Origin of the sequence: Cellulomonas soli, assembly GCF_052036975.1 — a bacterium.
In the GTDB taxonomy this organism is placed as follows: domain Bacteria; phylum Actinomycetota; class Actinomycetes; order Actinomycetales; family Cellulomonadaceae; genus Cellulomonas; species Cellulomonas soli_A.
This window is the reverse complement of record NZ_JBQIAR010000016.1, coordinates 38400-61033: the sequence shown is the minus strand read 5'-3', so window position 1 is coordinate 61033 and position 22634 is coordinate 38400. Positions and strand designations below refer to the sequence as shown.

Genomic DNA, 22634 nt, shown 5'->3' with positions numbered 1-22634 from the left:
CACCTCGTCCATCACAGGGCCTCCGGTTCCTGAAGCAGGCGGTCGAGGGCGGTCAGGAGCACCGCGCCACGGTGCCCGTCGGTGACCCGGTGGTCCGCCGCGAGGGTCGCGGTGACGACCGGGCGGACGGCGAGCATGCCGTCGACCGCCCACGGACGCGGGCGCACCCTGCCGAAGCCGACGATGGCGACCTGCGGCGGGTAGATCACCGGGTGCACCACGTCGACCCCCTGGTCGCCGAGGTGGGTCACGGTGATCGTCGGGTCGGAGGCCTCGGACGACCGCAGCCGACCGGTGCGGGCCCGGGCGACCAGGTCGCGCAGCCCCTCCATGAGGTCGTCGAGCGGACGGCGGTCGGTGTCGTGGAGCGCCGGCGCCACCAGACCACCCCCGCGCAGGGCGATCGCCACGCCGACGTGCACCGCCTCGGCGGGGCGGAACGCGTCGGCGTCCCAGAACCCGTTCAGGTCGGGTGTCTCGTGCAACGCCAGGGCTGTGGCCTTGAGCAGGACGACGACGGGCAGCAGGCGTTGCGTGACGGGGACGTCGGCGTTCCGGGCGTCGAGCCAGCGCACCATGCGGGACAGGTCGATGTCGGTGGCCAGGTAGTAGTGCGGGATCTCCCGCTTGGAGCGGGCCATCGAGGCCGCGACGGCCCGCCGCACGGCCTGCCGGCGCTCGGGACCGCTGGGCGGCGTGGGCGTCGGCGCAGGTCCCATCGCCGGTGGCGGTGGCGGTGGCGGTGGCGGCTCGTCGGCCGGTGCGGCGTGCGGCGGGGGTTCGGCGTGCGACGTCGCGTGGTGGTCGACGTCGCTGGTGGTGATCGCGCCACCCGGCCCGGTGCCGGTCACGGCCGACAGGTCGACCCCCAGCCGTTCCGCGTGGCGGCGCGCCAGCGGCGAGGCGAGCAGGCGGTCCGCGGAGGCCGGCGCAGCAGGCGCGGCCGTCGTGGCAGGCCCCGCACCGTCCTCGGCGATGATCGCCAGCGGTGTACCGACGGGCACGCGCGAACCCTCCTCGACGAGCAGCTGCTCGACGGTGCCGGTGGTGAAGCACTCGACGTCGATCACCGACTTGTCCGTGTCGACCTCGGCGACCACGTCCCCGCGGGCCACCCGGTCACCGACCGCGACGTGCCACGCGACGACCGTGCCCGACTCCATGTCGGCGCCCAACGACGGCATCCGGAACTCAGCCACGGCTGCTCACCAGTTCCCGGGCGACCCGTGCCACGACGTCGGGCTGCGGCAGGGCCGCCTGCTCCAGCTGTCGGGCGTACGGGATCGGCACCTCGGCGCTGCACACCCGGGCGACCGGGGCGTCGAGCTCGTAGAAGGCGCCCTCCATCACGCGGGCGGACACCTCCGCCGACAGGCTGCCGCTGCGCCACCCCTCGTCGACGACGACCAGCCGGTGGGTCCTGGTCACCGATCGCATGACCGTGTCGATGTCCAGGGGTCGCAGCGTGCGCAGGTCCACGACCTCGGCCTGCACACCGTCCGCGGCGAGCAGGTCCGCGGCGGCCATCGTGCGCGGGAGCGAGCCGCCGTACGTGACGAGGGTGATGTCGTCGCCCTCACGGCGCACGGCCGCGTGGTCGATCTCCACCGGTCCGGCGTCGGGTGCCAGCTCGCCCTCGATGCCGTACGACGCACCGTGCTCGAACAGCAGGACCGGGTCGGGGTCCTGCAACGCCGTCCAGAGCATCCCCCGGGCGTCCTCGAGGGTGCCGGGTGCGAGCACGCGGATGCCGGGGATGTGCGCGTACCAGCCCTCCAGGCTGTGGGAGTGCTGCGCCCCGAGCTGACGGCCCGCGCCGGTCGTCATCCGGATCACCAGGGGGACGTTGATCTGACCGCCGGACATGTGCAGCATCGAGGCGGCGTTGTTCATGATCTGGTCGAGCGCCAGCAGGCTGAAGTTGACCGTCATGACCTCGACCACCGGGTGCATGCCGTTGATGGCCGCACCGATGCCTGCCCCCACGAACCCCGACTCGGACAGCGGGGTGTCACGGACGCGTTCGGGGCCGAACTCCTCGAGCAGGCCCTGGCTGACGCCGAAGCACCCGCCGTAGCGGCCGACGTCCTCACCCATGAGGAACGCCAGCTCGTCGCGGCGCAGCGCGTCCCGCAGGGCTTCGCGGTACGCGGCGCGGAACGTGGTGGTGGTCATGGCAGCGCTCGCTGGTAGACGAACCGGGTGAGGTCCTGGACGGGTTCGAGGCTGCCGGCCTCGGCGAACGCGACCGCGTCGTCGATCTCGGCGGCGACCTGGTCCTCCAGCTGCTCGAGGTCGGTCGCGGTGAGGAGCCCGGCGTCGGTCAGCCGGGTGCGCAGCGCCTCGATCGGGTCGCGGGTCTTCCACCGGTCGACCTCGTCCTTGCTGCGGTACAGCTCCGGGTCGTACATCGAGTGGGCGCGGAACCGGTACGTGCGGTACTCGACGAAGCACGGGCCGCCCCCGGCGCGGGCGATGTCGACCGCCCTGCGGGACGCGTCCCGGCAGGCCAGGACGTCCATGCCGTCGACCGCCCAGGAGGTCACCGCGTACGCGGAGGCCTTGAGCGCGAGGTCGGTCTGCGACTCCGAGCGGGCCAGGGCGGTCCCCATGGCGTACAGGTTGTTCTCGCAGAGGAACACCACGGGCAGCGACCACAGGGCGGCGAGGTTCATCGACTCGTGGAACTCGCCTTCGGCCATGGCGCCTTCGCCGAAGAAGCAGGCGGTGACGCGGTCGAGGCCGCGCATCCGGTCGGCGAGCGCCAGGCCGACGGCCACGGGCAGGCCACCGGCGACGATGCCGTTGCCGCCGTAGAACCGCTTGTCGACGTCGAACAGGTGCATGGAGCCGCCGTGCCCCCGGCTGCACCCCTCCACGCGGCCGAACATCTCGGCCATGACCGAGCGCGCGCTCAGCCCGTGCAGGAGCGCGTGGGCGTGCTCACGGTAGGTGGAGACCACGGCGTCGTCGGGGCGCAGCGCCCGGCTCGCACCCACGGCGACGGCCTCCTCCCCGATGTACAGGTGCATGAACCCGCGGATCGCGGAGGCGCTGTACAGCTCGACGCAGCGCTCCTCGAACCGGCGCACGCGCAGCATGTCGCGCAGCAGCTCGGGGCCGTCCGCCAGCTGTGGCACGGCGAGGGTCGAGGTCATGTCGGGTCCTCTCCTTCGAGGGTGGACAGGTCGCCGATCGCCAGGCCGAGCTCCCGGGCGCGCAGCAGGCGGCGCATGATCTTGCCGCTGCGGGTGTGCGGCAGGTCCGCCACGAAGCTGATGGTGCGCGGGGCGACGGCCGCACCGAGCCGTGCGCGGGCGAACCCGACGAGCTCGCGGGCGAGCGCGTCGTCGGCGATGCTGCCGGGCCGCAGCACGACGAAGGCCTTGACGACCTCCCCGGCGAGCGGGTCGGGTGTGCCGATGACCCCGGCCTCCGCGACGGCGGGGTGCTCGAGCAGCGTGCTCTCCACCTCGAACGGGCCGATGAGGTGCCCGGAGGACTTGATGACGTCGTCGGAGCGGCCCAGGAACCACAGGTACCCGTCGGCGTCGCGGGTGACCAGGTCGCCCGTCAGGTACCAGCCGCCGACGAAGCAGCGGCGGTAACGCTCGTCGTCGTGCAGGTAGCCGCGGAACATCGACGGCCATCCGGGTCGCAGCGCCAGCTCGCCCTCGACGCCCGGAGGCACCTGCTCGACGGCACCGTCGGTGGCGGTCACGCCCTGCGGTCCGCGGCGCAGTACGGCGGCCTCGACACCGGGCAGCGGCAGACCCATCGAGCCGGGGCGGATGTCCGCGGCGATGGTGTTGGCGATCATGATCCCGCCGGTCTCCGTCTGCCACCAGTTGTCGTGCACGGGCAGCCCCAGCACGTCACGGCCCCACTCGACGGCCTCCGGGTTGAGCGGTTCGCCGACGCTGGCCACGAAGCGCAGGGCGCTCAGGTCCGCCTGCCGGGCCAGGTCGTCACCGAGGCGCATGAGCCGCCGGACGGCCGTCGGCGCGGTGTACCAGACGCTCACGCGCTCGCGCTGCAGGATGCCGTACCACCGTTCGGCGTCGAACTCGGCCTCGTCGACGATGCTGGTGACCCCGTGCGTGAGCGGCGCGACGATGCCGTACGACGTCCCGGTGACCCAGCCCGGGTCGGCCGTGCACCAGTAGACGTCGTCGGGGTGCAGGTCGAGGGCGAACCGGCCGGTGGCGTGGTGCATGACGACGGCCTCGTGCACGTGCACCGCGCCTTTGGGGGTGCCCGTGGTGCCGCTGGTGAAGTGCAGCAGCGCCGGCTGTTGCGGGTCGGTGGGCCCGATCACGTACGTGTCGGGGGCGTCGGCGAGGAGCGCGGCCAGCGACAGCGTCCCGGGGGGTGCCGAGGCCGCGTCGGGGACGTCGGTCAGCAGGACGTGCTCGAGGTCGGGCAGGGCGTCCCGGATGCCGGCGATCTTGCGCTCGTAGGCGGGCAGGGTGGTGACGAGCACGCGCCCCTGACCGATCGCGAGCCGCTGCCGCACGGGTTCGGGGCCGAACGCGGAGAACAGCGGGCTGAGCACGGCGCCGGCCTTGAGGGTCCCGAACGCGACGGCGTACAGCGCCGGCACCCGGCCGGTGAGCGTGAACACGGCGTCGCCCTGGTGCACCCCGAGTCGTTCGAGGGCGTGCGCGAACCGGTTGGTGCGACGCCGCAGGTCGTCGTAGGTGACGTCCTCCCGTGCACCGTGCTTGCCGAGCCAGCGGATCGCGGTGCGTGTGGCCGTGGGGCCGACGGCGTGCCGGTCGACGGCCTCGTGGGCGATGTTGAGGCCTTGGCCGTCGGGCAGCCCGTCGAGCCACGACCGGGCCACGTCCCACGAGAACGACGTGCGTTCGGGTGCGTCCCGGGGCAGCCGTGGCGGCACCCGCCAGTCGGCCGGGCCCTTGTGGATGGTCGGGTGGCTCATGGCAGCTGCTCGATCCTGCGTGCGGTCGGGGTGGCGACGACGACCGCGAGCGCGTGCGTGGTGTCGTGGCTGAGGCTCACCGCCCACCGGTCGAGCCCGCGCGCGTCGGCCAGGGCGCGGGCGGCTCCGGCCAGGGTCAGGTGCGGTGCGCCGGACGGGCCGGTGCGGACCTCGACGTCGCGCCAGCCGACGGGGCCGATCCCGGTGCCGAGGGCCTTGGCGGTGGCTTCCTTCGCGGCGAGACGGGCGGCGAGGCGGGGCACGGAGCCGTGGCACTCGCCGAGTTCGCCCGCGGTGAAGACCTGCCCGCCGAGCGTGGGTCCGCGCAGGCGCAGCACCCGGCGCAGCCGTGCCACGTCGACGACGTCGACCCCGAGTCCGATCTCGGGGTGTCGCACGGACTGGGGCTTCGCCATGGTGGCGCCTCCTGCACGGGCCTGCTCCCCACGTTCCCGGTCGGGGCACCGGTGCGCAACTCAGGACGCAGCTCGGTGCGCGACTCGGTGCGTGACTCAGGGCGCGGCACGAGGGGCGGGGGGCACGGGCACCACCAGGACGGGCACCGTCGCGAACTCCAGGACCCGCTCGGTCTGGCTGCCGAGGTACGGCAGGGCGTGCCCGGGCCGGTCGACCCTGGCCATGACCACGAGCGTCGCGTCGACGGCGCGCACCTCGGCGAGGACCTGCTCGGCCACGTGCCCGCGCCGACGGACCGCGGTGCACGGCACACCCGCCGCGGCGCACAGGGCAGAGACGTGGGTGAGGGCGGCGGTCGCGGCGAGCACCCGTCGGTCGTCCGTGTCGGGGGTGGGTCCAGAGGTGGTGCCAGGGGCCGGCCCGTGCGGTGCGTCGAGCCGCAGGCGCAGGTCGGAGTCCTCGACCACGGACACCAGGTGCAGCCGTGCGCCCCACCGCAGGGCGTGGGTCACGGCGACCGCGGCGGCACCGAACGCCGCCGCGGAGTCGCTGACCGCCACCACGAACGTGGGTGTCACGGTGCGGCGGCCCATCGCACGCGCAGGGACTCCTCGAGCTCCTGCTCGTCGAGCCGACGACGCAGCACCTGCAGCTGCTCCTCGAGCCGGGGGATCCACCGGTTCTCGACAGCGCGCTGCCGGGTGCGGGTGGACTCGAGCCGGGCGGTGACCAGCACGACCGCCCGACGCGCGGCGGCGAGGCGCGCGGCAGCGGCGGCGGCCTCGCGGTGCGCGGCGGCCGAGTGGGCGAGCGCCGAGCTGCCCCCGGTGGCGGGTGCCTGCGGTGCCGTGAAGGTGGCGTCGACGGGGTAGGTGGCACCCATCGCCCCGCCCCAGACGACGGTGACCTGTGCCGCGGCGGTGGGTGCGGTGCAGCGGATGGCCTCCTGCCCGTCGAGCGCGGCGACCCGTTCCTGCCACGTCGCGGCCCGGTCGGCGTGGTCCGCCCACTCGAGCTCGAGCCGGGCGGTGTGCAGCTGCAGCCGTTCGAGCTCGTCGGTCAGGATCTGCCGGGTGCGGTCCAGCAGCTCGGCGCCGTGCCGGGCGGTGCGCAGGCGTCGTTCGAGCCGCATGCGGCCGGCGCGTCCGGTGTCGCTCATGCCCGGCTCCTCGCGTCGGCGTCGGTGGCGGTGTCAGCGGCGGTGTCGGCACCGGTGTCGTCCGGTCCGTCCGGTGTCGGCGGCCCGTCGGTGGCGGGCAGGTGGTGGGCGAGGAGCGCCGGGGGCAGCATCGCCAGCTCCTGCAGGGGCAGCTCGGCCAGCGCGGACCACGCCCGGTCCAGGGTGTCGTCCATCGTGCGGCGCTCGTCGGTGCCCTGGTGGAAGAGGCGTTCCTCGACGACCGTGCCGTACCGCAGGCAGCGGCGGTCGGTCTCGCTGAGTGCACCGGTGCCGATCAGCTCGGCGAGTTCGGCGACCCGCCGGGCCCGGGCGATCGACGCCATGACCTGCGCGGCCACGTCCAGGTGGTCCTCGCGGGTGCGGCCCGGTCCGGCGCCGCTGCGCATCAGCCGGGACAAGGACGACAGCACGTCGACCGGCGGGTAGACACCCCGCGCGGCCACGTCCGGTGAGAGCACCACCTGGCCTTCCGTGATGTACCCCGTCAGGTCCGGCACGGGGTGGGTGATGTCGCCGCCGGGCATCGTCAGGACGGGCACGATCGTCACGGAGCCGGGCCGCCCCCGCACCCGACCGCACCGCTCGTACAGCCCGGCCAGGTCGCTGTACAGGTACCCGGGGTAGCCGCGGCGGGCCGGGATCTCGTGCCGTGCGGCCGACACCTCCCGGACCGCCTCGGCGTAGCTGGTCATGTCGGCCATGACGACCAGCACGTCGTGCCCGTCGGCATAGGCCAGGTGCTCGGCGACCGTCAGGGCGATGCGCGGCGTGAGGACACGTTCGATGACCGGGTCGTCGGCGGAGTTCAGCAGCAGCACCAGCTCACCGGCGGCGGACCGCTCCTCGAGCCGGTCCCGCACCGTGGCGATGTCGGCGTGCGGCATGCCCATGGCGGCGAACACCACCCGGAACCCGGTGCCCTCGACGCTGGCCTGCGCGGCGATCTGCGTGGCCACCGTCAGGTGGGGCAGCCCCGGCACGGAGAAGATCGGCAGCTTCTGGCCTCGGACGAGCGTGGTCAGCGCGTCGATCACGGAGATGCCGGTGAGGACGGGTTCGTGCGGCGGTTCGCGGTGCACGGGGTTGAGCGGCCAGCCGTTGACGGGCATCACGGTGCCGCCCGTCACGGGGGGACCGCCGTCGAGCGGTTCGCCGCGGCCGTTGCACACCCGCCCCAACCAGCCGTCGCCGACGGGCACGTGCAGGGGCCGCCCCGCGAACCGCACCTGCAGCCCGCCGGGTGTGAGCCCGTCGGTGCCCTCCAGGACCTGCACGGTGACCAGGTCCCGGTCGACCTCGAGGACCAGACCGTGCCGCGGGGGCTCCCCCGGGGGAGTCGGCTCGACGGTCGCGAACTCGTCCCAGCCGACCCCTGCGGCGTCTCCGAGCACGAGCAGCGGGCCGCGCAGCTCACGCACGTCGTCGTACGAGAGCGCCGCCCCGGTCATGCGCCGGCCTCGAGCCGCCGGATCGCCGCGGCTGCGCGCTCGCGGACACCGTCGGCGTCGGCCGCGCCGGTCTCCTCCCGCGCGCGGACCACGGACCCGAGGTCGGTCTGCTCGAGGGTCGTGGCGGCCACCCCGCGGTCGACGAGTCGTTGGGTGCAGTCGGTGACGTCGAGCACCATGTCGAGCAGCGCGGCGCCCTTGGCTGCGGTGCAGAACGCGTCGTGGGCGCTGAGGGCGTTCTGCCGCAGCACACCGTCGCGCAGCAGCCGCCCGCCGAGCAGGACCATGCGTTCGTGCCCCGGCAGCGAGGACGTGCCCACGATCTCGGCGAGGTCCGCGAGCCGGTCCGCCTCGGCGAGCAGCGCGGCGGCGCGGGCCCGTCTGGTCGACCAGCCGGGGTCGCCGTGCGTGGTGTGCCACCGGCCCACGGCGTCCGCGTCGCGGGCGAACGAACCGGCCCAGTGCACCGCGGGGTAGTGCCGCGCGTACGCCAGGTCGCGGTCCAGCAGCCACAGCGACCGGATGAAACGTTCGGTGCAGGTGGTCACGGGTTCGGTCAGGTCGCCTCCGGGTGGGGACACCGCGCCGATCACCGTGACGGACCCGTCGAGGCCACCCAGCGTGGTGACCCTGCCGGCCCGTTCGTAGAACGCGGCGAGCGCGGAGGCGAGGGTCGCCGGGTACCCCTCCTCGGCGGGCAGCTCACCGTGACGGTTCGCGAACTCCCGCAAGGCCTCGGCCCAGCGGGACGTGGAGTCCGCGATGACGACGACGTCGTACCCCATGTCGCGGTAGTACTCGGCGACGGCCACCCCGGAGTAGATGCTCGCCTCGCGGGCCATCATCGGCATGTTCGAGGTGTTGGCGATGATGACGGTCCGGTCGATCAGGCGCCCGCCGGTGCGGTCGTCGACGAGCTGGGCCAGACCGTCGAGCACGTCGGCCATCTCGTTGCCGCGTTCGCCGCAGCCCACGTAGACGATGACGTCGGCGTCGGACCACTTGGCGATCTGCTGCAGGAGCACGGTCTTGCCGGTGCCGAACCCGCCGGGCACGGCGGCGGCAGCCCCCCGGGCCACGGGGTACAGCAGGTCGAGCACGCGCTGCCCGGTGTGCAGCGGGACGGTGCCGACGGCGCGGTCCCGGAACGGTCGGGCCACACGCACGGGCCACGGTTCGGCGAGCCGGACGTCGCGGGTGCCGATCCGGGCGATCACGTCGAGCGCCCGGACCTGGCCGGGTGGGGCGAGCCAGGTCAGGGTGCCGGTGGCGTCGGCGGGCACGAGGACCCGGTGCTCGACCGCGCCGGAGTCCGGGACGGTGCCGAGCACGTCGCCCGGTGCCACGGGTGTCCCGACCGGGTGCTTCGGCTGGAACGTCCAGGGCCGGGCGAGGGTGTCGGGGTCCTGCGTGGCCGGGACCCGGTCGGGGGTCAGCCACAGGGGTGCGGTGCTCAGGGGGCGCAGCAGGCCGTCGAAGACGCGCCCGAGCAGACCGGGGCCGAGCAGCGCGGACAGCTCCCCGCCGGTGCGTCCGACGGGGTCGCCGACGTGCAGGCCACCGGTGTACTCGTACGCCTGGAGGGTGGCGCGGTCGCCGGCGACGGCCACTGTGGCGGCGCTGATCTGCCCGGTGCCGAGCGTCACGAGCTCGCGCATGCGCAGGCCGTCGAGGCCGGCGACCTCGACGAGCGGCCCGTTGACGCGGGTCACGGTGCCGTGGCCGTCCACAGGGTGCTCACCTCCGGGGTCATCTCGTCGAGCGTCCGGGTGGCCAGTGCGGGCAGCGACAGGTCGAGGTGCCGGCTGCCGGACCGCGCGACGACGCCGCCGTGCGGGCTGGGGCTGACGACCGCGTCGGGTCCGAGCACCTGGTGCGCGCGGGCGGTGAGATGCGCGACCAGGTCGGGGTACCGGGGGTCGTCGCGCAGGGCGGCGACCTGCAAGGTGACCTGCTGCCGCAGTGCGTCGAGCAGGGCGTTCTGCCGGGCGAGGACAGTCTCGTGCGCCTGGCGTCGGGCCCGGGCCGAACGGAGCGCCGCCGCGGCGCGTGCGGTGCGGCGGCCGTCCGCGGTGGCGGCGGCCAGCAGGGCGTCGGCCTGGGCGTGGGCGTCGGCCAGGAGGGTGTCGGCCCGCTGCCGGGCGTCGCGCCGCAGGGCGTCGGCCTGCGCGTGGGCGTCGGCCAGGAGGGCGTCCCGCAGCGGGTGGAGGGCGTCCTGCGCACGGTCCGGCAGGCCGGTCATGACGGGATCACCACGGTGAGCGGGGACGCGGGGTCGTCGACCGCGGGGCCGATCGCCTGCGCGGCCCGGCCGGTGAGCAGGACGACGGCGGCACTCCCGGGCAGGTGCTGCCACGCGCGGCGGACCTCGTCGTCGGTCTCGGCGGGCCGCACGTCGACACCGGTGAGCCGGTAGCCCCCGATCAGGGCGACCTCACCGACGGCGACCACGGTGCGGGCGGTCATGGCGGTGCCCGTCAGGCCTGCCCGATGAGCACGACCGCGATGATCAGGCCGTAGATGGCGATGCCCTCGGCCAGGCCGACGACCACCATGGCGCGTCCGAAGATCTCAGGGCGTTCGCTCATGGCAGCCAGGGCCGCAGAGCCGGTGTAGGCGACGGCGAACGCCGCCCCGAGGGACGAGCCGGCCACGGCGATCGCGGCGGCGATCAGGGCGGGTCCGCCGATGCCACCCGTGGCGGCGGCCTCCGCGGCGGGCACGGCGGCCTGCACGGACCCGGCCGCGGCGGGGGAGCCGGTCAGGGTGACGACCAGCACGGCGAGGGCACCCAGCAGGGCCAGGACGTCCACACCGACCAGGACCGCGACCCCGGCACGGCGGTGCCGGTGGGTCAGGACGAGCGCGCCGACCGTGACGAGCACGACCACGGGGGCCATGACGATCCAGGGGTTCACGGGTGCCGCCCTTCGCTGGTGCCGGCGGCGTGCAGCGCCTCCGGGGGTGCGGTCGACCCGGTCGGTGCGGTCGGGTCGGTTGTGCTGCCCAGCGCCGGGGTCCACGGGCGGAACGCCCGCCCCTCGGTGAGGAACACACGGGAGAACAGCTCGTAGTACTCGAGCCGCAGCGCCTGGATCGCGACGACCAGCGCCTCCAGGACGAAGGTCAGCGCGTTGCCGACCAGGAACAGCAGCACCGCGGCGACGCCACGCCACCCGGGTCCCCACAGGGCGGTCGTGCCGTCCCACACGACGCTCAGCAGGGCGGCGTGGGTGAGCCCGAACGCCGCCAGGCGCGCGAACGAGACGATGTTCGAACCGAGGCGCAGGACCGTGTCGACACCTTCGACGACGGCCTGGAACACGCCGGTGGCGCCACCGCCGGACTCGACGAACAGCCCGACGAGGACCAGGGCGAGCGAGACGGCACCGATCACGGCGCTCGCGGTGACCAGCACGGTCACACCACCGGTGAGCCCCCACACGGCCAGCCCGGCGGCGAGGAAGAGACCCGAACCGGCCAGGCCCGAGCGGGCGTACAGCGCGTAGCCCCAGCCACCCTCACGGACCCGGTTGATGGTGCCGTACGTGTAGGCGCCGGCCAGCAGCACGGCGCCGACGCCCAGTGCGGTGAGCAGCAGGCGGACGGGTTCGGCGAGCGGGTCGAGCCACAGCACGGGGATGATGCCGGTGGGTCCGAACATCTCGCCGTACAGGGCTCCGAAGCCCATGGAGACCAGCCCGGCCCCGGTGACGAACGGCCAGGTGCGGCGCAGGGGTCGCAGCCGGGTGACCCGTCCGCTGTGCAGCAGGAGCCCGCAGCCGACGAGCACGGCACCGTGGCCGACGTCCCCGAACATCATGCCGACCATGACGACGTAGGCGAGCCCTGCGGCCCGGGCCGGGTCGACGTCCTGGTAGGGCACGGTGCCGTAGGTGTCGACGAGTGTCCGGGACAGCCGGGGGGTGCGGGTCCGCGCGATGAGTGTCGGCGGTTGCACGCCGCGGGGGTGGGTGAGAGGGACGAGCGCCGCCCCGTGCACGGCGAGCCGTGCGGCCAGGTCGCCCACCTCGCGCGAGGGCACCCATCCGACGACGCCGGCGACGGGGCCGTGGGTGGCGGCGACGGCCTGGGCCCGGTCGAGCTCGTCGGGTCCGTCACCGGGCGTGTACGGCAGGTCCAGCTCGACGACCCCGGAGCGGGCCGCGTCGGCGAGCGCGGGGCGCAACCGGTCCTGCGGGGCCACCAGGGCGACCCGTTCCATGTGCAGCGGCCGCAGCCGGTCACGCGACGGCATCGAGGACCTCACCGGGTCCGGTTCCGCGTGCGGCGGCGGCGAGGGCCGCCCGCACGCGCCACGCGTCGACCATGAGGACCGCGGCGGCGCCCAGCACCACGTCGGGTCCGGGCAGTGCGCCGCGCAGCAGGCGGGTGCCGTCCGTCTCGACGGCCACCTGGGCGCGGACCTCGCCCTGCCAGAGCCGGTCGGGGTGGTCGAGCCCGCGCAGCACGGCGTGCGTGGCCCGGGGCAGCGTCTCGCGGAGCGCGGTGAGGTCGTGCGTGTCCTGCCACCCGCTGCCGATCAGGGGCCGCAGGAGGACGGGGATCCGGGGTGGCGGTGGGGTGCGGTCGACGAGCACGAGGCGCGCGGCGAGCAGGGCCGCGGCGGTCTGCGCCCAGGGCCGGGCCGGCGGTGCGACGTCGGCGAGCCGGCGCCACCACACCAGGGTGAGGGTGTCCCGCAGCCAGGTGGTGCCGTCGGTGTCGACCTCGCCCCAGGGCGAGCGGCGCAGCGCGGTGCGCAGCTCGGGCAGTGTCGTGGCGGTGCGGAGCTGCGGCCAGGCGGTGGCCAGGGTGCCGAGCTCGTGCGGTGGGGTGAGCGTCCGACCGTCCTGGAGGTGCCGGGCCAGGGCCACGATGTCGTCGCGTTCGTAGCGTCCGGCGGCGGTCCGGCACAGGCGTGACGATCCGGCCGGTACCCAGCCGGCCAGCACCCGCAGCTGCCACACGGTCGTGTCGTCGAGGGCCCGTTCGGCGGCCGCCAGGTCGGTGGCGTCGTGCAGGCGTTCGGCGTACATGCTGCCGTCGAGCCGGGTGAGGGCCGTGGCCAGGTCGGGCTGCGCGGCGACGGTGCGGCAGCCGGCGGCGCCGAAGCGGCGTCGCGCCAGCGCGCGGGCCCGGACCGCGGCGGCCACCCAGTCGGAGTTCATGGCCGTGACGCCAGGTGGTCCGCGAGCAGCCGGTCGACGACGAGCTGCGCGGTGCCGGCCAGGCGCGCGGTGCCGGCGGCCTGCAGCCGGTCGGCGGCGGCGCGGGCGGCCTCGAGGGTGCGGGCGTCCTGCTCGTCGGCGGCCTTCCCGATCCCTTCGGCGGCCTCGGCGCGCGCCGCAGCCTGGGCGAGCCGGGCCTCGGCGACGACCGCGGTGGCGCGGGCGCGGGCCTCGGCGACGATCCCGTCGGCCTCCTGGCGGGCGTCGTCGACGAGTCGCCGGCAGGTCTCGAGGTCGCCGGACAGGGCGGCGAAGACGGGCGCGAGCTCGGCCTCGAAAGGCGCCTCGGTGGTGGCGGGAACTCCCAGGGGCCCGGCGGGCCCGGGTGCGCCCACGGGCCGGAACCGGTCGAGGATGCTCAGACGCGCCATCGCATCTCCTCGAGGTCTTCGGACCCTTCGGACTCTACGCGCGCCGCCGGTGGCCGCCAGTGCGCGGCGTCAAGGGCGGTCAGGAACGGACATTTCGGACTGTTAGGGTCGCCGCCATGACGAGCGGTGCAGGACGGGCAGGCGGACGTGCAGGTGGGCGTGGAGGTCGACGCACCGTGGTGATCGCCGGGGTGGCCGCGATCGTGGCGCTCGGGGTGTCGGCAACCGCGGTGCAGGCGTGGCCGCACCACGGGACCCCGCAGGCTGCGGCCCACCCTGCCCGGACCTCCGCCGCGGCGACGGCGGCCCCGACCGCCGCAGGCGCTGGTGCCGTATCGTCACCGACCAGCGGGGCCGTGGGCGAAGCGGCGACGGCCGTCGCCCCGACCGCCGCCGCGGCGACCACCACGGACGCGGCGGCCGGTCCGGCGGCGCCCACCCCGTCCGGTGACGTCATCGCCAACCTGTTCGAATGGAGCTGGGCGTCGGTCGCCACCGAGTGCACGACGGTGCTGGGCCCGCACGGGTACGGCGGGGTGCAGGTCGCCCCGCCGCAGGACTCCGTGCGGCTCGACTGGGACACCCACCCGTGGTGGGAGGTGTACCAGCCTGCCGGGTACGACCTGAACAGTCGGATGGGCGACGAGGCGGCGTTCGTCAGCATGGTGCAGACCTGCCGCGCGGCGGGGGTGCACGTGTACGTGGACGCCGTGATCAACCACATGTCCGGTGCCGACACCACGGCCGACGGGGCGACGTCGTACAGCGGCCACATGTACACCGCGATGACCTACCCCGGCCTGTACACCCCGGCCGACTTCCACCAGGCGAGCGAGTGCCCGACCGCATCCGGGCGCGTCGAGGACTACGACGACGCCACGCAGGTGCACTTCTGCATGCTGTCCGGGTTGGAGGACCTCCGGACCGAGAGCAGCTACGTGCGGGGGGCCATCGTGACCTACCTGAACAAGCTGCTCGGCTACGGGGTCTCGGGGTTCCGGGTGGACGCCGCCAAGCACATCCCGCTCGCAGATCTGCAGGCCATCATCGACGGGCTGGACCCGACGGTCGACGGCACCGAGCCGTACGTGGCGCTCGAGGTGTTCGGCGGCAAGGGCGAGCTCTCCCAGGCGGCGTACGCCGAGCTGGGCAGCGTGCTCGGCCTGGACGCCTCCGTGCAGCTGAAGCGGGCGTTCGCGGGCAGCATCTCCTCGCTGCGGACGTTCGGGGACGGCCTGGTCCCGTCGTCCGACTCCCTGACGTTCGTGATGAACCACGACACCGACCGCAGCGGCGTGTCGATCGGTTCCCACGACGCCGCCACGAACCGGCTGGCCACGTTGTTCGTGCTCGCGGACGACTACGGGCGGGCCCAGGTGTACTCGTCGTTCGCCTGGTCGTCCTCAGACGACTCCCCGCCGTCGGACGGTGCGGGCATGGTCAGTGGCACGGAGTGCGGCAGCGGCGCCTGGGACTGCCTCGACCGGGACCCCGCCGTGCTCGGCATGGTGGCGTTCCGCAACGCCGTGGGTGACGCCACCGTCACGAACTGGTCCGACGACGGCGCTGACCTCATCGCGTTCAGCCGCGGGAGCACGGGGTGGACGGCGCTCAACGACGCCACGTCACCGACCACCCGGACCCTGCAGACCGGGCTGGTCGCCGGCACCTACTGCGACCTGCTCACCGGTGGCTCGGCTGCCGGTTCGTGCCGCGGCACGAGCATCACGGTGGGCGCGGACGGCACGGCCGTCGTGACGGTCCCGGCCCGGGGCGCGGTCGCGATCACCACGGCCACCCGGGTCTGACCGGGGTCGTCCGCGAGGTCAGTCGCAGTTGTCGCAGCGGCCGGTGGCCGGCAGTGCCATCGAGCACGTCGGGCAGATCCGCTCCGGGGCCTCGCGGACGGCGGACGGCCGCGCGACGGGAGTGCGGGGCGCGCGAGGGGCCTGGGGTGCGCGCGGCGCACGGGCCGGTGCTGCCCGGACGACGCCCGCGGGCTCGGTGACCTCGAACCCGCGCTTGCGCAGGATCGCGACGGCCGCCTCCGGGCCGCTGTCGAACTCGTCGGAGCTGGCCAGGCGCCCGGTGGCGAACCGGTGTGCGAGCCCGAGCAGGGCCCGCGCGTCGTAGCTGCGGCCCTCGTGCACGAGCGTGTGCTCGTGGGACGGCGCGAAGCCGTACAGCTGGAGGAACTCCTCCCTGCCCCGATCGTCGTACTCGGTGATCGCCTGGAGGACATGCTGCTTCGACACAGAGGAGAACGTGGCCACGATCCCTGAGCGTACGTCGCCGTACGCGGCGCCCGGTCCACGGGTCGGCCCCGCCGGGTGCAGCCCCGGGGGAGCGTGCCTACCGTGGTTCGCACGTGCCCGCACCAGCGTGGGCGCCGACCCCTGGGAGACGGCATGGCGCACGGCGACATCACGCACATCGACATCCCCGTCGACGACCTGGCGCGGGCCACGGCCTTCTACGGCGGGCTGTTCGGCTGGGACATCCAGGAGGTGCCCGGCTTCGAGGGCTACCCCATGTGGCAGGCGCCCAACAAGATCAGCGGCGGCGGCCTGGCCCCGCGCAGCAACGGGTTCCGTTCGCCCCGTTCGTACGTGGAGGTCGACTCGATCGACGACGCCCTCGCCAAGGTCACGGCCCTCGGTGGCACGGTCGCCATGCCGAAGTCGGAGATCAGCCCGACGAGCTGGTGGGCGGTGTTCGTCGACCCCGACGGCAACGAGGTCGGGCTGTACGAAGGCACCACGGACACGGGCGAACCGGCCTGAGCGCACCGGTCCGGCTCTGAGCGGGGCGGACTGGCGACGAGGTCAGCTGCCGCCGGTGAGGATCGCCGCGAGGTCGTGAGCCGCCTGCGTCTCGTCGTACGCCTCGGAGCGGTCGCCGGAGCCGTCCACGTCGAGCGAGACCCGCGAGCGGGTCGACTCGTCGAGGTAGTGCGCCACGTAGCCGATGCCCGCGGCCTCGTTCGTCGGGTACTCCCAGCGGACGACGACGAACTCCCGTTCCCCGACGGTCACGGAGGTCTCGGTCTGCACGTTGCCCTGCTGCTCGTAGGCGCCGGTGGCCTCGACCAGGTCGTCGTAGGCGGCGTCGTCGACCGCCTCGGTGTAGATGAGGCTGGCCGACGTCGGCTTGTAGAAGTCGCACTGGACGACGAACACACCCTCCAGAGGCTGGGCGAAGACCGTGGTCTGGACGTTGTCGTGCGTGCGGCCGTCGACCTCGATCGACTGCTCCAGCGGGCAGTCCCAGTCGAAGTCACCCATGCCGGTGGTCCCGACGTCGGGGTAGCGCTCGTGGCCCTCGACGATGCCGTTCGCGTACCCGGCGGGGACGCCGGTGATCAGCGCGGGCCCCTCGTCGGCCCCTCCGCACGCGGCGAGCAGGCTCACGCCGGCGGCGAGGGCGACCAGACGGAGCAGGCAGGGAGGAGAACGGACATAACGGACATGGGATGACATGCGGAGAGCGTAACGGCCGTCTCCGCCGCCCTCGCACCCGGGGCCGGCGCGCTGCGACCTGCGCGGTCTGGGCTACGTTCGCCCGATGAGGACAGCGGGCGTGATCGGTGGGGGGCCCGCAGGGCTGATCGCCGCGGAGGTGCTGGCCCGCGCCGGCGTGCACGTCACGGTGTACGAGCGGATGCCGTCACCGACGCGCAAGTTCCTGCTCGCCGGGCACGGCGGGCTCAACATCACGCACTCCGAGGCGCGCGACCGCATGCTGCCCCGGTACGGCCGCTCCGCCGACAGGCTCGCCCCGATGCTCGACGTGTTCGGGCCCGCCGACCTGCGCGAGTGGTGCGCCGGCCTGGGGGAGCCCACGTTCGTCGGGTCGAGCGGGCGGGTGTTCCCGCAGTCCTTCCGGGCCACACCCCTGGTCCGCGCGTGGCTGGCGCGGCTGACCGAGCTCGGGGTGGACGTCCGGCGCCGGCACCGCTGGACCGGCTGGACGGACGACGGCGCGTTGCGCATCACCGGCCCCGACGACGTGCCCCACGAGGTCACGCACGACGTGGTGCTCTTCGCGCTCGGCGGTGCGTCCTGGCCGCGACTGGGCGCCGACGGCGGATGGGTCGACCCGTTCACGCAACGGGGGATCGAGGTCGCCCCGCTGCGCCCCGCCAACGTCGGCCTACGCGTCGACTGGACCGACGCGTTCGTCGGCCGCTTCCCGGGCACCCCGCTCAAGCACGTCGCCCTGACCGTCCGCGGCCACGACGGCCCGCCGTCACGCGGCGACGCGATGCTCACCCGCACCGGCATCGAGGGCGGACCCGTCTACGCCCTCGGCGTCCCCGTCCGCGACGCCCTCGACGCCGACGGCCGCTGCACGCTGCTGGTCGACCTGCGCCCAGACCTCGCCACCGACCAGCTCACCGACCGCCTCCGCACCCGGCGCCCCAAGGACTCCCGCTCCAGCTGGCTGCGCCGCACCCTCGGCCTCGACCCCGCCTCGCTCGCCCTGATGTGGGAGGCGACCGCCGGCGCCCTGCCCGACGACCCCGCCGCGACCGCCGCCCTGGTCAAGGGCGTCCCCGTCACGATCACCGGCACCATGCCCATCGACCGCGCCATCTCCACCGCCGGTGGCATCACCTGGTCGGAGGTCGACGACACGCTGATGCTCCGCCGGGTGCCCGGCACGTTCGTCGCAGGCGAGATGCTCGACTGGGAGGCCTCCACGGGCGGGTACCTGCTGCAGGCCTCGTTCAGCACGGGGGTGGTGGCGGCGCGGGGGATGTCGGCCTGGCTTGACGGGGGGACCCCGGCCGCCTGACCGCAACGCTCGACCGGGGGCGGGCCCACCTCGGTGAGCTCGAGGGGCCGAGTGCAGGACCGATGGCTACCCCGGCGACTTGCCGGTGCACGGCAGGCGCGGTTACCCAAACGTGCATCCCGAAGCGCAGGCGTGCTTGCCTGCTACTTTGAGCATCGCGCTGATGGTCTAGTGGCCCAAGACGCCCGCCTTCATATGCCTCGACTTGAGGCCCCTTAGAGCGGGAGGCGCTCGTTCGAATCGAGCCAGCGCACGTGGGAGATGAACAGCTTGGCCTTATGGTCACGCGTGCGCGGCGGGATTTCAAGCTCAATGCGGGCCAGAACAATCACTTCCTGATCACCGTTCTGGTCGGACTGGATGCTGTCCGTGAAGGTCGGGCGACGCTGAATACTGAGTTCTCCACGTCGTGGAGTCCGAAGGATGAGCGCCGTTCTGCGGAACGCAGTCGCGACTATGCTCTCAAGACATCTCTGACCTGGATCGCGGACCTCGTCGACGGCTATCGATCGGCGCTGTCCAGGACCGCTGGCGTCCTGATCGCCAGCGTGCCTGCGGACGCGGGGGCGTCGGAGCGCCTTAGGTGCGTGGCCAAGGCCGTCGGTGTAGCGGAGTCTCCAGAAGAACTCCTGGTGCGGCTGGCCATCCACTGGAGGAACCGGATCGTGCATACGATGTCTCAGTCACGACTGGATGCCAGAGTTCGGGCGGAGTTGCTCAGATCGGCCGAGTACATCCGCGACAACTTCCGAGGGCTTGATGTCTCAAGGACCATCGCTCTGGCAGAGTCAGGCGGGTCGCCCCGCTTCAAGGACGTTGCGTCGATCATCGAGGCTGCCCACATAGTCGTGCGGAAACTTGATCGGCGAGTCGTTGAGCGTCTCAACTTGGAAGAGTACGTCGAAGATATATTGAGGCGTGAACTTGGGAGTAGGTTCAGCGAGGGTGACCGCCAGGTCTTCGCGCGAATGTGGCCCGGGTCTGCGGCGAAGACCGCACGCAGAATGCGTCAACTTCTCCTTCAGAGCGGATTCACTCCGGCGCCGCAGCAGTCGTGCCGCGGCGTGTCGGTGGAGTACATGGTCGCTCTGTGCGCCCTCAACGCCTCGGAGGCACGGCTCAGGTTCGCCCGGCCCTAGAACGGTCGGCCGTACCCGAACAGGTGGACGCTCAAGACGTCCACCTCGCGTCGTGGGTCGCCGAAGAAGCTGGACAGGCGCGTCAACACGCGGCCGTACGGGTGTTCCCGAGGCCCGCCCGCCTCATTCCAGTTCGCGTTTGGCACGACTAGGAAGAGGTGCTGTACGTCCGAGGCGATGTGCGTCTTCCAGAGGTCCTTCAGATCGTGGTTGTTGGTCGTTGTCCCGCCGCGCTCCACCTCGGCGATCACGCCCCGCCCCGGGCCGAGCGAGTACACGAAGTCGGGTCGTGCTCGGGTGACGAATCCCTTGTCGGGTGTGAGGACTACTTCGGGGCTGAAGCCGAGCTCGTCGGTCAGCAGCTCCGCCACGATGTCCTGAACGACTTTGCTTGCCGCCCGGTGAATGTGCACGAGATCGATAGCGTCCGACGAACTGTCTAGGTGGTTCACCAGCTGCGCTGCTAGCGCATCGACGCGGGCGAGTTCGACCCGTTCTCCGGGCGAGACCTCACCGCGCACGAACCTGTGGTGCTGCACCACCCCCATGGAGCGGAGCTTCGCAGCGGGCCGTTCGCGAAGCTAGAGCCGAATGAGTGGAGTCGGCGCACAAGCTCCGCCGCCTGCGCCGCACTGAGTATCACGGGCCTGGCCACGCGCCGAAGTCCGCATGGGCAGGAGTGCGGGGTCGCCTACGCCTCGGCGTAGTCGACGTACGGGTGCGCGAACTCTCGTCCCCAGAGCGTGGCGCGTTCGGCGCTGGTCAGCCCCACCTGGTCGCACACGTCGTCCCAGCCGTCGACGATCGCGGTCCGGACGCGGTCGATCACGGCGACCGCCTGTGCGTCCGTGAGCAGGAACTCGCCGGCGACCTCGCGGCAGAGCCGCAGCTGACTGGTCCGTCGACCGTCGGCGGTGATGCCGATCGCCTGCGTGGCGGTGTTCGTCGAGCGGCGCTGGGGAGCGATGTCGTAGGCGGGCGTGAGCGACAGGTGCGTCCCGTCCCAGAACGCGGCGTGGTTGCGCAGGTGGTCGTCCGTGTTCCCGACGAGCACGTTGACCACCAGTCGGGTGAACAGCTCGCGGAGGGTCCGGGGCACGTCGGTCCACGGCCCGGTGCGGACGTGCTGCGCCATCAGGGCGTACGAGCCGTAGCGGGCGCTCGTCTCGGACAGGCCCAGGACCGTCAGCATCGACAGCATCTGCCGCCGGGCGACGCCGACGTTCCCGTCGGGTCCGGCGAGGGCGTGCCGGTCGAACCGTTCGACGAGCAGCACGTCCTTGCCCCCGGCGCGGACGACCGACACCGGGGCGACGTCCGCGCCGGCGCGGGCGGCGAGCAGCATCGCCGCGCCCTCCGCCTTGACCACCGGCCGGTCGTCGGTGCTCGAGGAGAACTTGGCGATGAGGTGCCGGTCGCCGTCGCGCAGCAGCGCCTTCGGGCGCGCGCCCCCGATGCTGGTGCCGTGCCCGACCGCGGCGGCCAGCAACGGCGGCAGGTGCTCACCCCGCTCGACCATCCCGGCGCCTTCGACCAGCTGGTCCAGTGACGCATGCTGATCGCGGGGGACGTACTCGGTCGGCGACTGCTGGAAGTCCAGCGCACCGATGCGATCGCTGCCGGAGCGGAGCAGGTACGTGATCTCGGACAGGTGGAGGTCCGGGTCGTTCCCGACCTCGAGGTTGATGACACGGCGGCCCCACGCGTCCGGCGCCGCGTCACGCAGGCTGCCTGCCAGGTGCAGGGGGTCCCGGTGCGGCACCCTCGTCGGGTCCAGGATCGCGGGGCCCAGCGGCAGCTCCGGCGTGTAGAGCGAGACCGCATCGGGGCGGGCGCGGTAGCTCGCGGCATACCGGAAGGCGAGCACGGGCTCGTCGGCGAACGCGCGGCCACTTGCCTGCAGCACGCCGGCGACGACCGGTGAGGTCGCACCCGGGAGCCACACCCACACGTAGGCCCGGGGTGCGGGCGGGTCAGAAGTCATCGCTGATCTCCACGGTGGGCGGGCGCACCCGCTGCGGGAGCAGCGCGAGCGCGGCCCGGCTGCGGTCGGCAGCCCCGGGCAGGTCGGCGGCGTCGACGCCGAAGAGCGGGACGCCGCACACGACCGCGGCCTCCAGCACGGTGCCGAGGGCGGTGCCCGGCGATCCCTTCTCGATCCGTGTCACCAGGGCAGGGGCTGCCCCGATCCGTCCGGCCAGCTCGGCGGCGGTCCATCCGAGCTCTCGCCGGGCGATCGCGATCTGCGTGCCCAGCACGCGTGCGGCGTCGAGTGTCGCCGGCAGGTAGACGTGGGTGCGCCTTGGCACCGAAACCCCCTATAGAACGCGAATAACGGTCGTAACTGTCGATCTATGATCGCCTGCCCCCCTGGCGTTGGCAAGAGGCCGCCCGCGCGCGAGCCGCCCGCCCCGGTGGTCCGGGACGGGCGGCTCGTGAGACGGGACGGTCGACCGTCAGCCGCGACCTCGGCGGTCGCGGCGGTCCTCGCGCCGGTCGCTGCGGCGGTTGACGCCGTGCGAGACGACGGCCGCGGTGCCCACGACGGCGGCCGTGCGGGCGACGGGGGCACCGATGACGCCTCGGCGGGCGACGCGTGCTGGGCGCAGTGGCATGTCAGTTCCCTTCCTCGGAGGCCAGCTCGGCCTCGATGGATGCGGCGATCGCCTGGATCGGGATGCGCCCGGCGGCGATGAGCTGTCCGCCGGCACGCCGTGCGGCAGCGCCGAACGGCGCGGCCCAGAGGTTCTCGTAGACCAGCACGCCGGCCACCGAGTCGGGTTCCATCGCCGCGGCGAGCATGTCGACGTCCTCGGCGGCGAGCAGCTCGGCGATCTGCGTCTCGAACACGCGGATCTCTGCCTCGTCCTCGAGGTCGTCGATCTCCACCGCGTCCACGCTGCCGTCGGCGTTCTTCTGCAGCACCAGCAGGTCGAGCACACGGATCGTGCCGGCCTCGGACAGGCGGGCGAGCTCGTCGACGACCTCGCCGGTGAAGTTCTGCTGACCTGCCGGGAACTCCAGCATCAGGTAGTCGACGGGGCCCAGCTCGTCGAGCGTGGGCTCGCGGTCGTCGTTCATGTCGTGCTCCTCTCGGTGTGGTCGTGCG

26 protein-coding genes and 1 tRNA gene are annotated in these 22634 nt (G+C 73.4%); 5 read left to right on the top strand and 22 right to left on the bottom strand.

The genetic code is table 11. The features are described 5' to 3' along the window. Positions 1–11: 11 nt before the first annotated feature. The 15 genes from ACTHAM_RS15305 to ACTHAM_RS15235 form a co-directional block, all read right to left on the bottom strand. Positions 12–1199 (bottom strand): dihydrolipoamide acetyltransferase family protein, encoded by a 1188-nt coding sequence (locus ACTHAM_RS15305; protein WP_440688982.1) that lies wholly within the window; start codon positions 1197–1199, stop codon positions 12–14. After that, positions 1192–2175 carry an alpha-ketoacid dehydrogenase subunit beta gene (locus tag ACTHAM_RS15300; protein ID WP_440688980.1) on the bottom strand — a complete coding sequence of 328 codons (984 nt, stop codon included), beginning with the start codon at positions 2173–2175 and terminating at the stop codon, positions 1192–1194. The genes ACTHAM_RS15305 and ACTHAM_RS15300 overlap by 8 nt, the downstream gene beginning before the upstream one ends. Next, complete coding sequence (gene pdhA / locus ACTHAM_RS15295; RefSeq protein ID WP_440688978.1) at positions 2172–3158, bottom strand: pyruvate dehydrogenase (acetyl-transferring) E1 component subunit alpha; 987 nt, start codon at positions 3156–3158, stop codon at positions 2172–2174. The genes ACTHAM_RS15300 and pdhA overlap by 4 nt, the downstream gene beginning before the upstream one ends. Beyond that, positions 3155–4942 (bottom strand): acetate--CoA ligase, encoded by a 1788-nt coding sequence (gene acsA / locus ACTHAM_RS15290; protein ID WP_440688976.1) that lies wholly within the window; start codon positions 4940–4942, stop codon positions 3155–3157. Before acsA ends, pdhA begins: the two co-directional genes overlap by 4 nt. Continuing rightward, positions 4939–5358 carry a holo-ACP synthase gene (acpS, locus tag ACTHAM_RS15285; protein WP_440688974.1) on the bottom strand — a complete coding sequence of 140 codons (420 nt, stop codon included), beginning with the start codon at positions 5356–5358 and terminating at the stop codon, positions 4939–4941. Before acpS ends, acsA begins: the two co-directional genes overlap by 4 nt. 96 nt (positions 5359–5454) lie before the next feature. Then, positions 5455–5952 carry a universal stress protein gene (locus tag ACTHAM_RS15280; protein WP_440688972.1) on the bottom strand — a complete coding sequence of 166 codons (498 nt, stop codon included), beginning with the start codon at positions 5950–5952 and terminating at the stop codon, positions 5455–5457. Beyond that, positions 5934–6518 carry a V-type ATP synthase subunit D gene (locus tag ACTHAM_RS15275; protein WP_440688970.1) on the bottom strand — a complete coding sequence of 195 codons (585 nt, stop codon included), beginning with the start codon at positions 6516–6518 and terminating at the stop codon, positions 5934–5936. Before ACTHAM_RS15275 ends, ACTHAM_RS15280 begins: the two co-directional genes overlap by 19 nt. Further along, a complete protein-coding gene (locus tag ACTHAM_RS15270) occupies positions 6515–7987 on the bottom strand; it encodes a V-type ATP synthase subunit B (protein WP_440688968.1) in 1473 nt (490 codons plus the stop codon). The genes ACTHAM_RS15275 and ACTHAM_RS15270 overlap by 4 nt, the downstream gene beginning before the upstream one ends. After that, on the bottom strand, positions 7984–9717 hold the full coding sequence (locus ACTHAM_RS15265) for a V-type ATP synthase subunit A (protein ID WP_440688966.1): 1734 nt from the start codon (positions 9715–9717) through the stop codon (positions 7984–7986). Before ACTHAM_RS15265 ends, ACTHAM_RS15270 begins: the two co-directional genes overlap by 4 nt. Further along, a complete protein-coding gene (locus ACTHAM_RS15260) occupies positions 9696–10229 on the bottom strand; it encodes a V-type ATP synthase subunit E family protein (RefSeq protein WP_440688964.1) in 534 nt (177 codons plus the stop codon). The genes ACTHAM_RS15265 and ACTHAM_RS15260 overlap by 22 nt, the downstream gene beginning before the upstream one ends. Then, positions 10226–10453, bottom strand: a complete 228-nt coding sequence (locus tag ACTHAM_RS15255) for a V-type ATP synthase subunit F (protein WP_440688962.1) — start codon at positions 10451–10453, stop codon at positions 10226–10228. Before ACTHAM_RS15255 ends, ACTHAM_RS15260 begins: the two co-directional genes overlap by 4 nt. Before the next feature lie 11 nt (positions 10454–10464). Then, entirely contained in the window at positions 10465–10905 is a 441-nt protein-coding gene (locus ACTHAM_RS15250) for an ATP synthase subunit C (RefSeq protein ID WP_440688960.1), read from the bottom strand. Next, complete coding sequence (locus ACTHAM_RS15245; RefSeq protein ID WP_440688958.1) at positions 10902–12245, bottom strand: V-type ATPase 116kDa subunit family protein; 1344 nt, start codon at positions 12243–12245, stop codon at positions 10902–10904. The genes ACTHAM_RS15250 and ACTHAM_RS15245 overlap by 4 nt, the downstream gene beginning before the upstream one ends. Next, positions 12232–13158 carry a hypothetical protein gene (locus tag ACTHAM_RS15240; protein WP_440688956.1) on the bottom strand — a complete coding sequence of 309 codons (927 nt, stop codon included), beginning with the start codon at positions 13156–13158 and terminating at the stop codon, positions 12232–12234. Before ACTHAM_RS15240 ends, ACTHAM_RS15245 begins: the two co-directional genes overlap by 14 nt. Further along, positions 13155–13589, bottom strand: coding sequence for a hypothetical protein (locus ACTHAM_RS15235; RefSeq protein ID WP_440688954.1), 435 nt, complete (start codon positions 13587–13589; stop codon positions 13155–13157). The genes ACTHAM_RS15240 and ACTHAM_RS15235 overlap by 4 nt, the downstream gene beginning before the upstream one ends. A 176-nt stretch (positions 13590–13765) precedes the next feature. On the opposite strand from ACTHAM_RS15235, the gene ACTHAM_RS15230 reads away from it, so the two are divergent. Further along, the gene (locus tag ACTHAM_RS15230; protein ID WP_440688952.1) at positions 13766–15397 is read left to right on the top strand and encodes an alpha-amylase; all 1632 of its coding nucleotides are present in this window, start codon (positions 13766–13768) and stop codon (positions 15395–15397) included. Positions 15398–15415: 18 nt separating this feature from the next. Here the strand turns inward: ACTHAM_RS15230 and ACTHAM_RS15225 are convergent, their stop codons facing one another. Further along, positions 15416–15844, bottom strand: a complete 429-nt coding sequence (locus ACTHAM_RS15225; RefSeq protein ID WP_440688950.1) for a hypothetical protein — start codon at positions 15842–15844, stop codon at positions 15416–15418. Positions 15845–15997: 153 nt separating this feature from the next. Here ACTHAM_RS15225 and ACTHAM_RS15220 point away from each other — a divergent pair, with 153 nt between their 5' ends. Continuing rightward, positions 15998–16372, top strand: coding sequence for a VOC family protein (locus ACTHAM_RS15220; RefSeq protein WP_440688948.1), 375 nt, complete (start codon positions 15998–16000; stop codon positions 16370–16372). Between the two features lie 42 nt (positions 16373–16414). Here ACTHAM_RS15220 and ACTHAM_RS15215 read toward each other — a convergent pair whose 3' ends face one another. After that, on the bottom strand, positions 16415–17068 hold the full coding sequence (locus ACTHAM_RS15215; protein WP_440688946.1) for a hypothetical protein: 654 nt from the start codon (positions 17066–17068) through the stop codon (positions 16415–16417). 85 nt (positions 17069–17153) lie between these two features. Between ACTHAM_RS15215 and ACTHAM_RS15210 the strand changes: the two genes are divergently transcribed. From ACTHAM_RS15210 to ACTHAM_RS15200, 3 genes are all read left to right on the top strand, one after another. Continuing rightward, a complete protein-coding gene (locus tag ACTHAM_RS15210; RefSeq protein ID WP_440688944.1) occupies positions 17154–18386 on the top strand; it encodes an NAD(P)/FAD-dependent oxidoreductase in 1233 nt (410 codons plus the stop codon). Positions 18387–18543: 157 nt separating this feature from the next. Next, positions 18544–18639: transfer RNA gene (locus ACTHAM_RS15205), tRNA-OTHER, on the top strand. 1 nt (position 18640) lies between these two features. Continuing rightward, the gene (locus ACTHAM_RS15200; RefSeq protein ID WP_440688942.1) at positions 18641–19525 is read left to right on the top strand and encodes a hypothetical protein; all 885 of its coding nucleotides are present in this window, start codon (positions 18641–18643) and stop codon (positions 19523–19525) included. Here ACTHAM_RS15200 and ACTHAM_RS15195 read toward each other — a convergent pair. The 5 genes from ACTHAM_RS15195 to ACTHAM_RS15175 form a co-directional block, all read right to left on the bottom strand. Continuing rightward, the gene (locus ACTHAM_RS15195) at positions 19522–20073 is read right to left on the bottom strand and encodes a hypothetical protein (RefSeq protein ID WP_440688940.1); all 552 of its coding nucleotides are present in this window, start codon (positions 20071–20073) and stop codon (positions 19522–19524) included. The genes ACTHAM_RS15200 and ACTHAM_RS15195 overlap by 4 nt on opposite strands. Positions 20074–20216: 143 nt before the next feature. Further along, positions 20217–21509, bottom strand: a complete 1293-nt coding sequence (locus ACTHAM_RS15190; protein ID WP_440688938.1) for a type II toxin-antitoxin system HipA family toxin — start codon at positions 21507–21509, stop codon at positions 20217–20219. Next, positions 21499–21834 carry a helix-turn-helix transcriptional regulator gene (locus ACTHAM_RS15185; protein WP_440688936.1) on the bottom strand — a complete coding sequence of 112 codons (336 nt, stop codon included), beginning with the start codon at positions 21832–21834 and terminating at the stop codon, positions 21499–21501. Before ACTHAM_RS15185 ends, ACTHAM_RS15190 begins: the two co-directional genes overlap by 11 nt. A 147-nt stretch (positions 21835–21981) precedes the next feature. Next, complete coding sequence (locus ACTHAM_RS15180; RefSeq protein WP_440688934.1) at positions 21982–22140, bottom strand: hypothetical protein; 159 nt, start codon at positions 22138–22140, stop codon at positions 21982–21984. A gap of 1 nt (position 22141) precedes the next feature. Then, complete coding sequence (locus ACTHAM_RS15175) at positions 22142–22606, bottom strand: DUF6325 family protein (RefSeq protein WP_146953146.1); 465 nt, start codon at positions 22604–22606, stop codon at positions 22142–22144. Positions 22607–22634 lie beyond the last annotated feature (28 nt).

What these genes read in the sequence shown, in the direction of transcription:
- ACTHAM_RS15300 (WP_440688980.1), bottom strand. Translation starts at nt 2,175, where the DNA reads ATGACCACCACCACGTTCCGCGCCGCGTACCGCGAAGCCCTGCGGGAC.
- pdhA (WP_440688978.1), bottom strand. Translation starts at nt 3,158, where the DNA reads ATGACCTCGACCCTCGCCGTGCCACAGCTGGCGGACGGCCCCGAGCTG.
- acsA (WP_440688976.1), bottom strand. Translation starts at nt 4,942, where the DNA reads ATGAGCCACCCGACCATCCACAAGGGCCCGGCCGACTGGCGGGTGCCG.
- acpS (WP_440688974.1), bottom strand. Translation starts at nt 5,358, where the DNA reads ATGGCGAAGCCCCAGTCCGTGCGACACCCCGAGATCGGACTCGGGGTC.
- ACTHAM_RS15280 (WP_440688972.1), bottom strand. Translation starts at nt 5,952, where the DNA reads ATGGGCCGCCGCACCGTGACACCCACGTTCGTGGTGGCGGTCAGCGAC.
- ACTHAM_RS15275 (WP_440688970.1), bottom strand. Translation starts at nt 6,518, where the DNA reads ATGAGCGACACCGGACGCGCCGGCCGCATGCGGCTCGAACGACGCCTG.
- ACTHAM_RS15270 (WP_440688968.1), bottom strand. Translation starts at nt 7,987, where the DNA reads ATGACCGGGGCGGCGCTCTCGTACGACGACGTGCGTGAGCTGCGCGGC.
- ACTHAM_RS15260 (WP_440688964.1), bottom strand. Translation starts at nt 10,229, where the DNA reads ATGACCGGCCTGCCGGACCGTGCGCAGGACGCCCTCCACCCGCTGCGG.
- ACTHAM_RS15255 (WP_440688962.1), bottom strand. Translation starts at nt 10,453, where the DNA reads ATGACCGCCCGCACCGTGGTCGCCGTCGGTGAGGTCGCCCTGATCGGG.
- ACTHAM_RS15245 (WP_440688958.1), bottom strand. Translation starts at nt 12,245, where the DNA reads ATGCCGTCGCGTGACCGGCTGCGGCCGCTGCACATGGAACGGGTCGCC.
- ACTHAM_RS15240 (WP_440688956.1), bottom strand. Translation starts at nt 13,158, where the DNA reads ATGAACTCCGACTGGGTGGCCGCCGCGGTCCGGGCCCGCGCGCTGGCG.
- ACTHAM_RS15235 (WP_440688954.1), bottom strand. Translation starts at nt 13,589, where the DNA reads ATGGCGCGTCTGAGCATCCTCGACCGGTTCCGGCCCGTGGGCGCACCC.
- ACTHAM_RS15220 (WP_440688948.1), top strand. Translation starts at nt 15,998, where the DNA reads ATGGCGCACGGCGACATCACGCACATCGACATCCCCGTCGACGACCTG.
- ACTHAM_RS15215 (WP_440688946.1), bottom strand. Translation starts at nt 17,068, where the DNA reads ATGTCATCCCATGTCCGTTATGTCCGTTCTCCTCCCTGCCTGCTCCGT.
- ACTHAM_RS15210 (WP_440688944.1), top strand. Translation starts at nt 17,154, where the DNA reads ATGAGGACAGCGGGCGTGATCGGTGGGGGGCCCGCAGGGCTGATCGCC.
- ACTHAM_RS15195 (WP_440688940.1), bottom strand. Translation starts at nt 20,073, where the DNA reads ATGGGGGTGGTGCAGCACCACAGGTTCGTGCGCGGTGAGGTCTCGCCC.
- ACTHAM_RS15190 (WP_440688938.1), bottom strand. Translation starts at nt 21,509, where the DNA reads ATGACTTCTGACCCGCCCGCACCCCGGGCCTACGTGTGGGTGTGGCTC.
- ACTHAM_RS15180 (WP_440688934.1), bottom strand. Translation starts at nt 22,140, where the DNA reads ATGCCACTGCGCCCAGCACGCGTCGCCCGCCGAGGCGTCATCGGTGCC.
- ACTHAM_RS15175 (WP_146953146.1), bottom strand. Translation starts at nt 22,606, where the DNA reads ATGAACGACGACCGCGAGCCCACGCTCGACGAGCTGGGCCCCGTCGAC.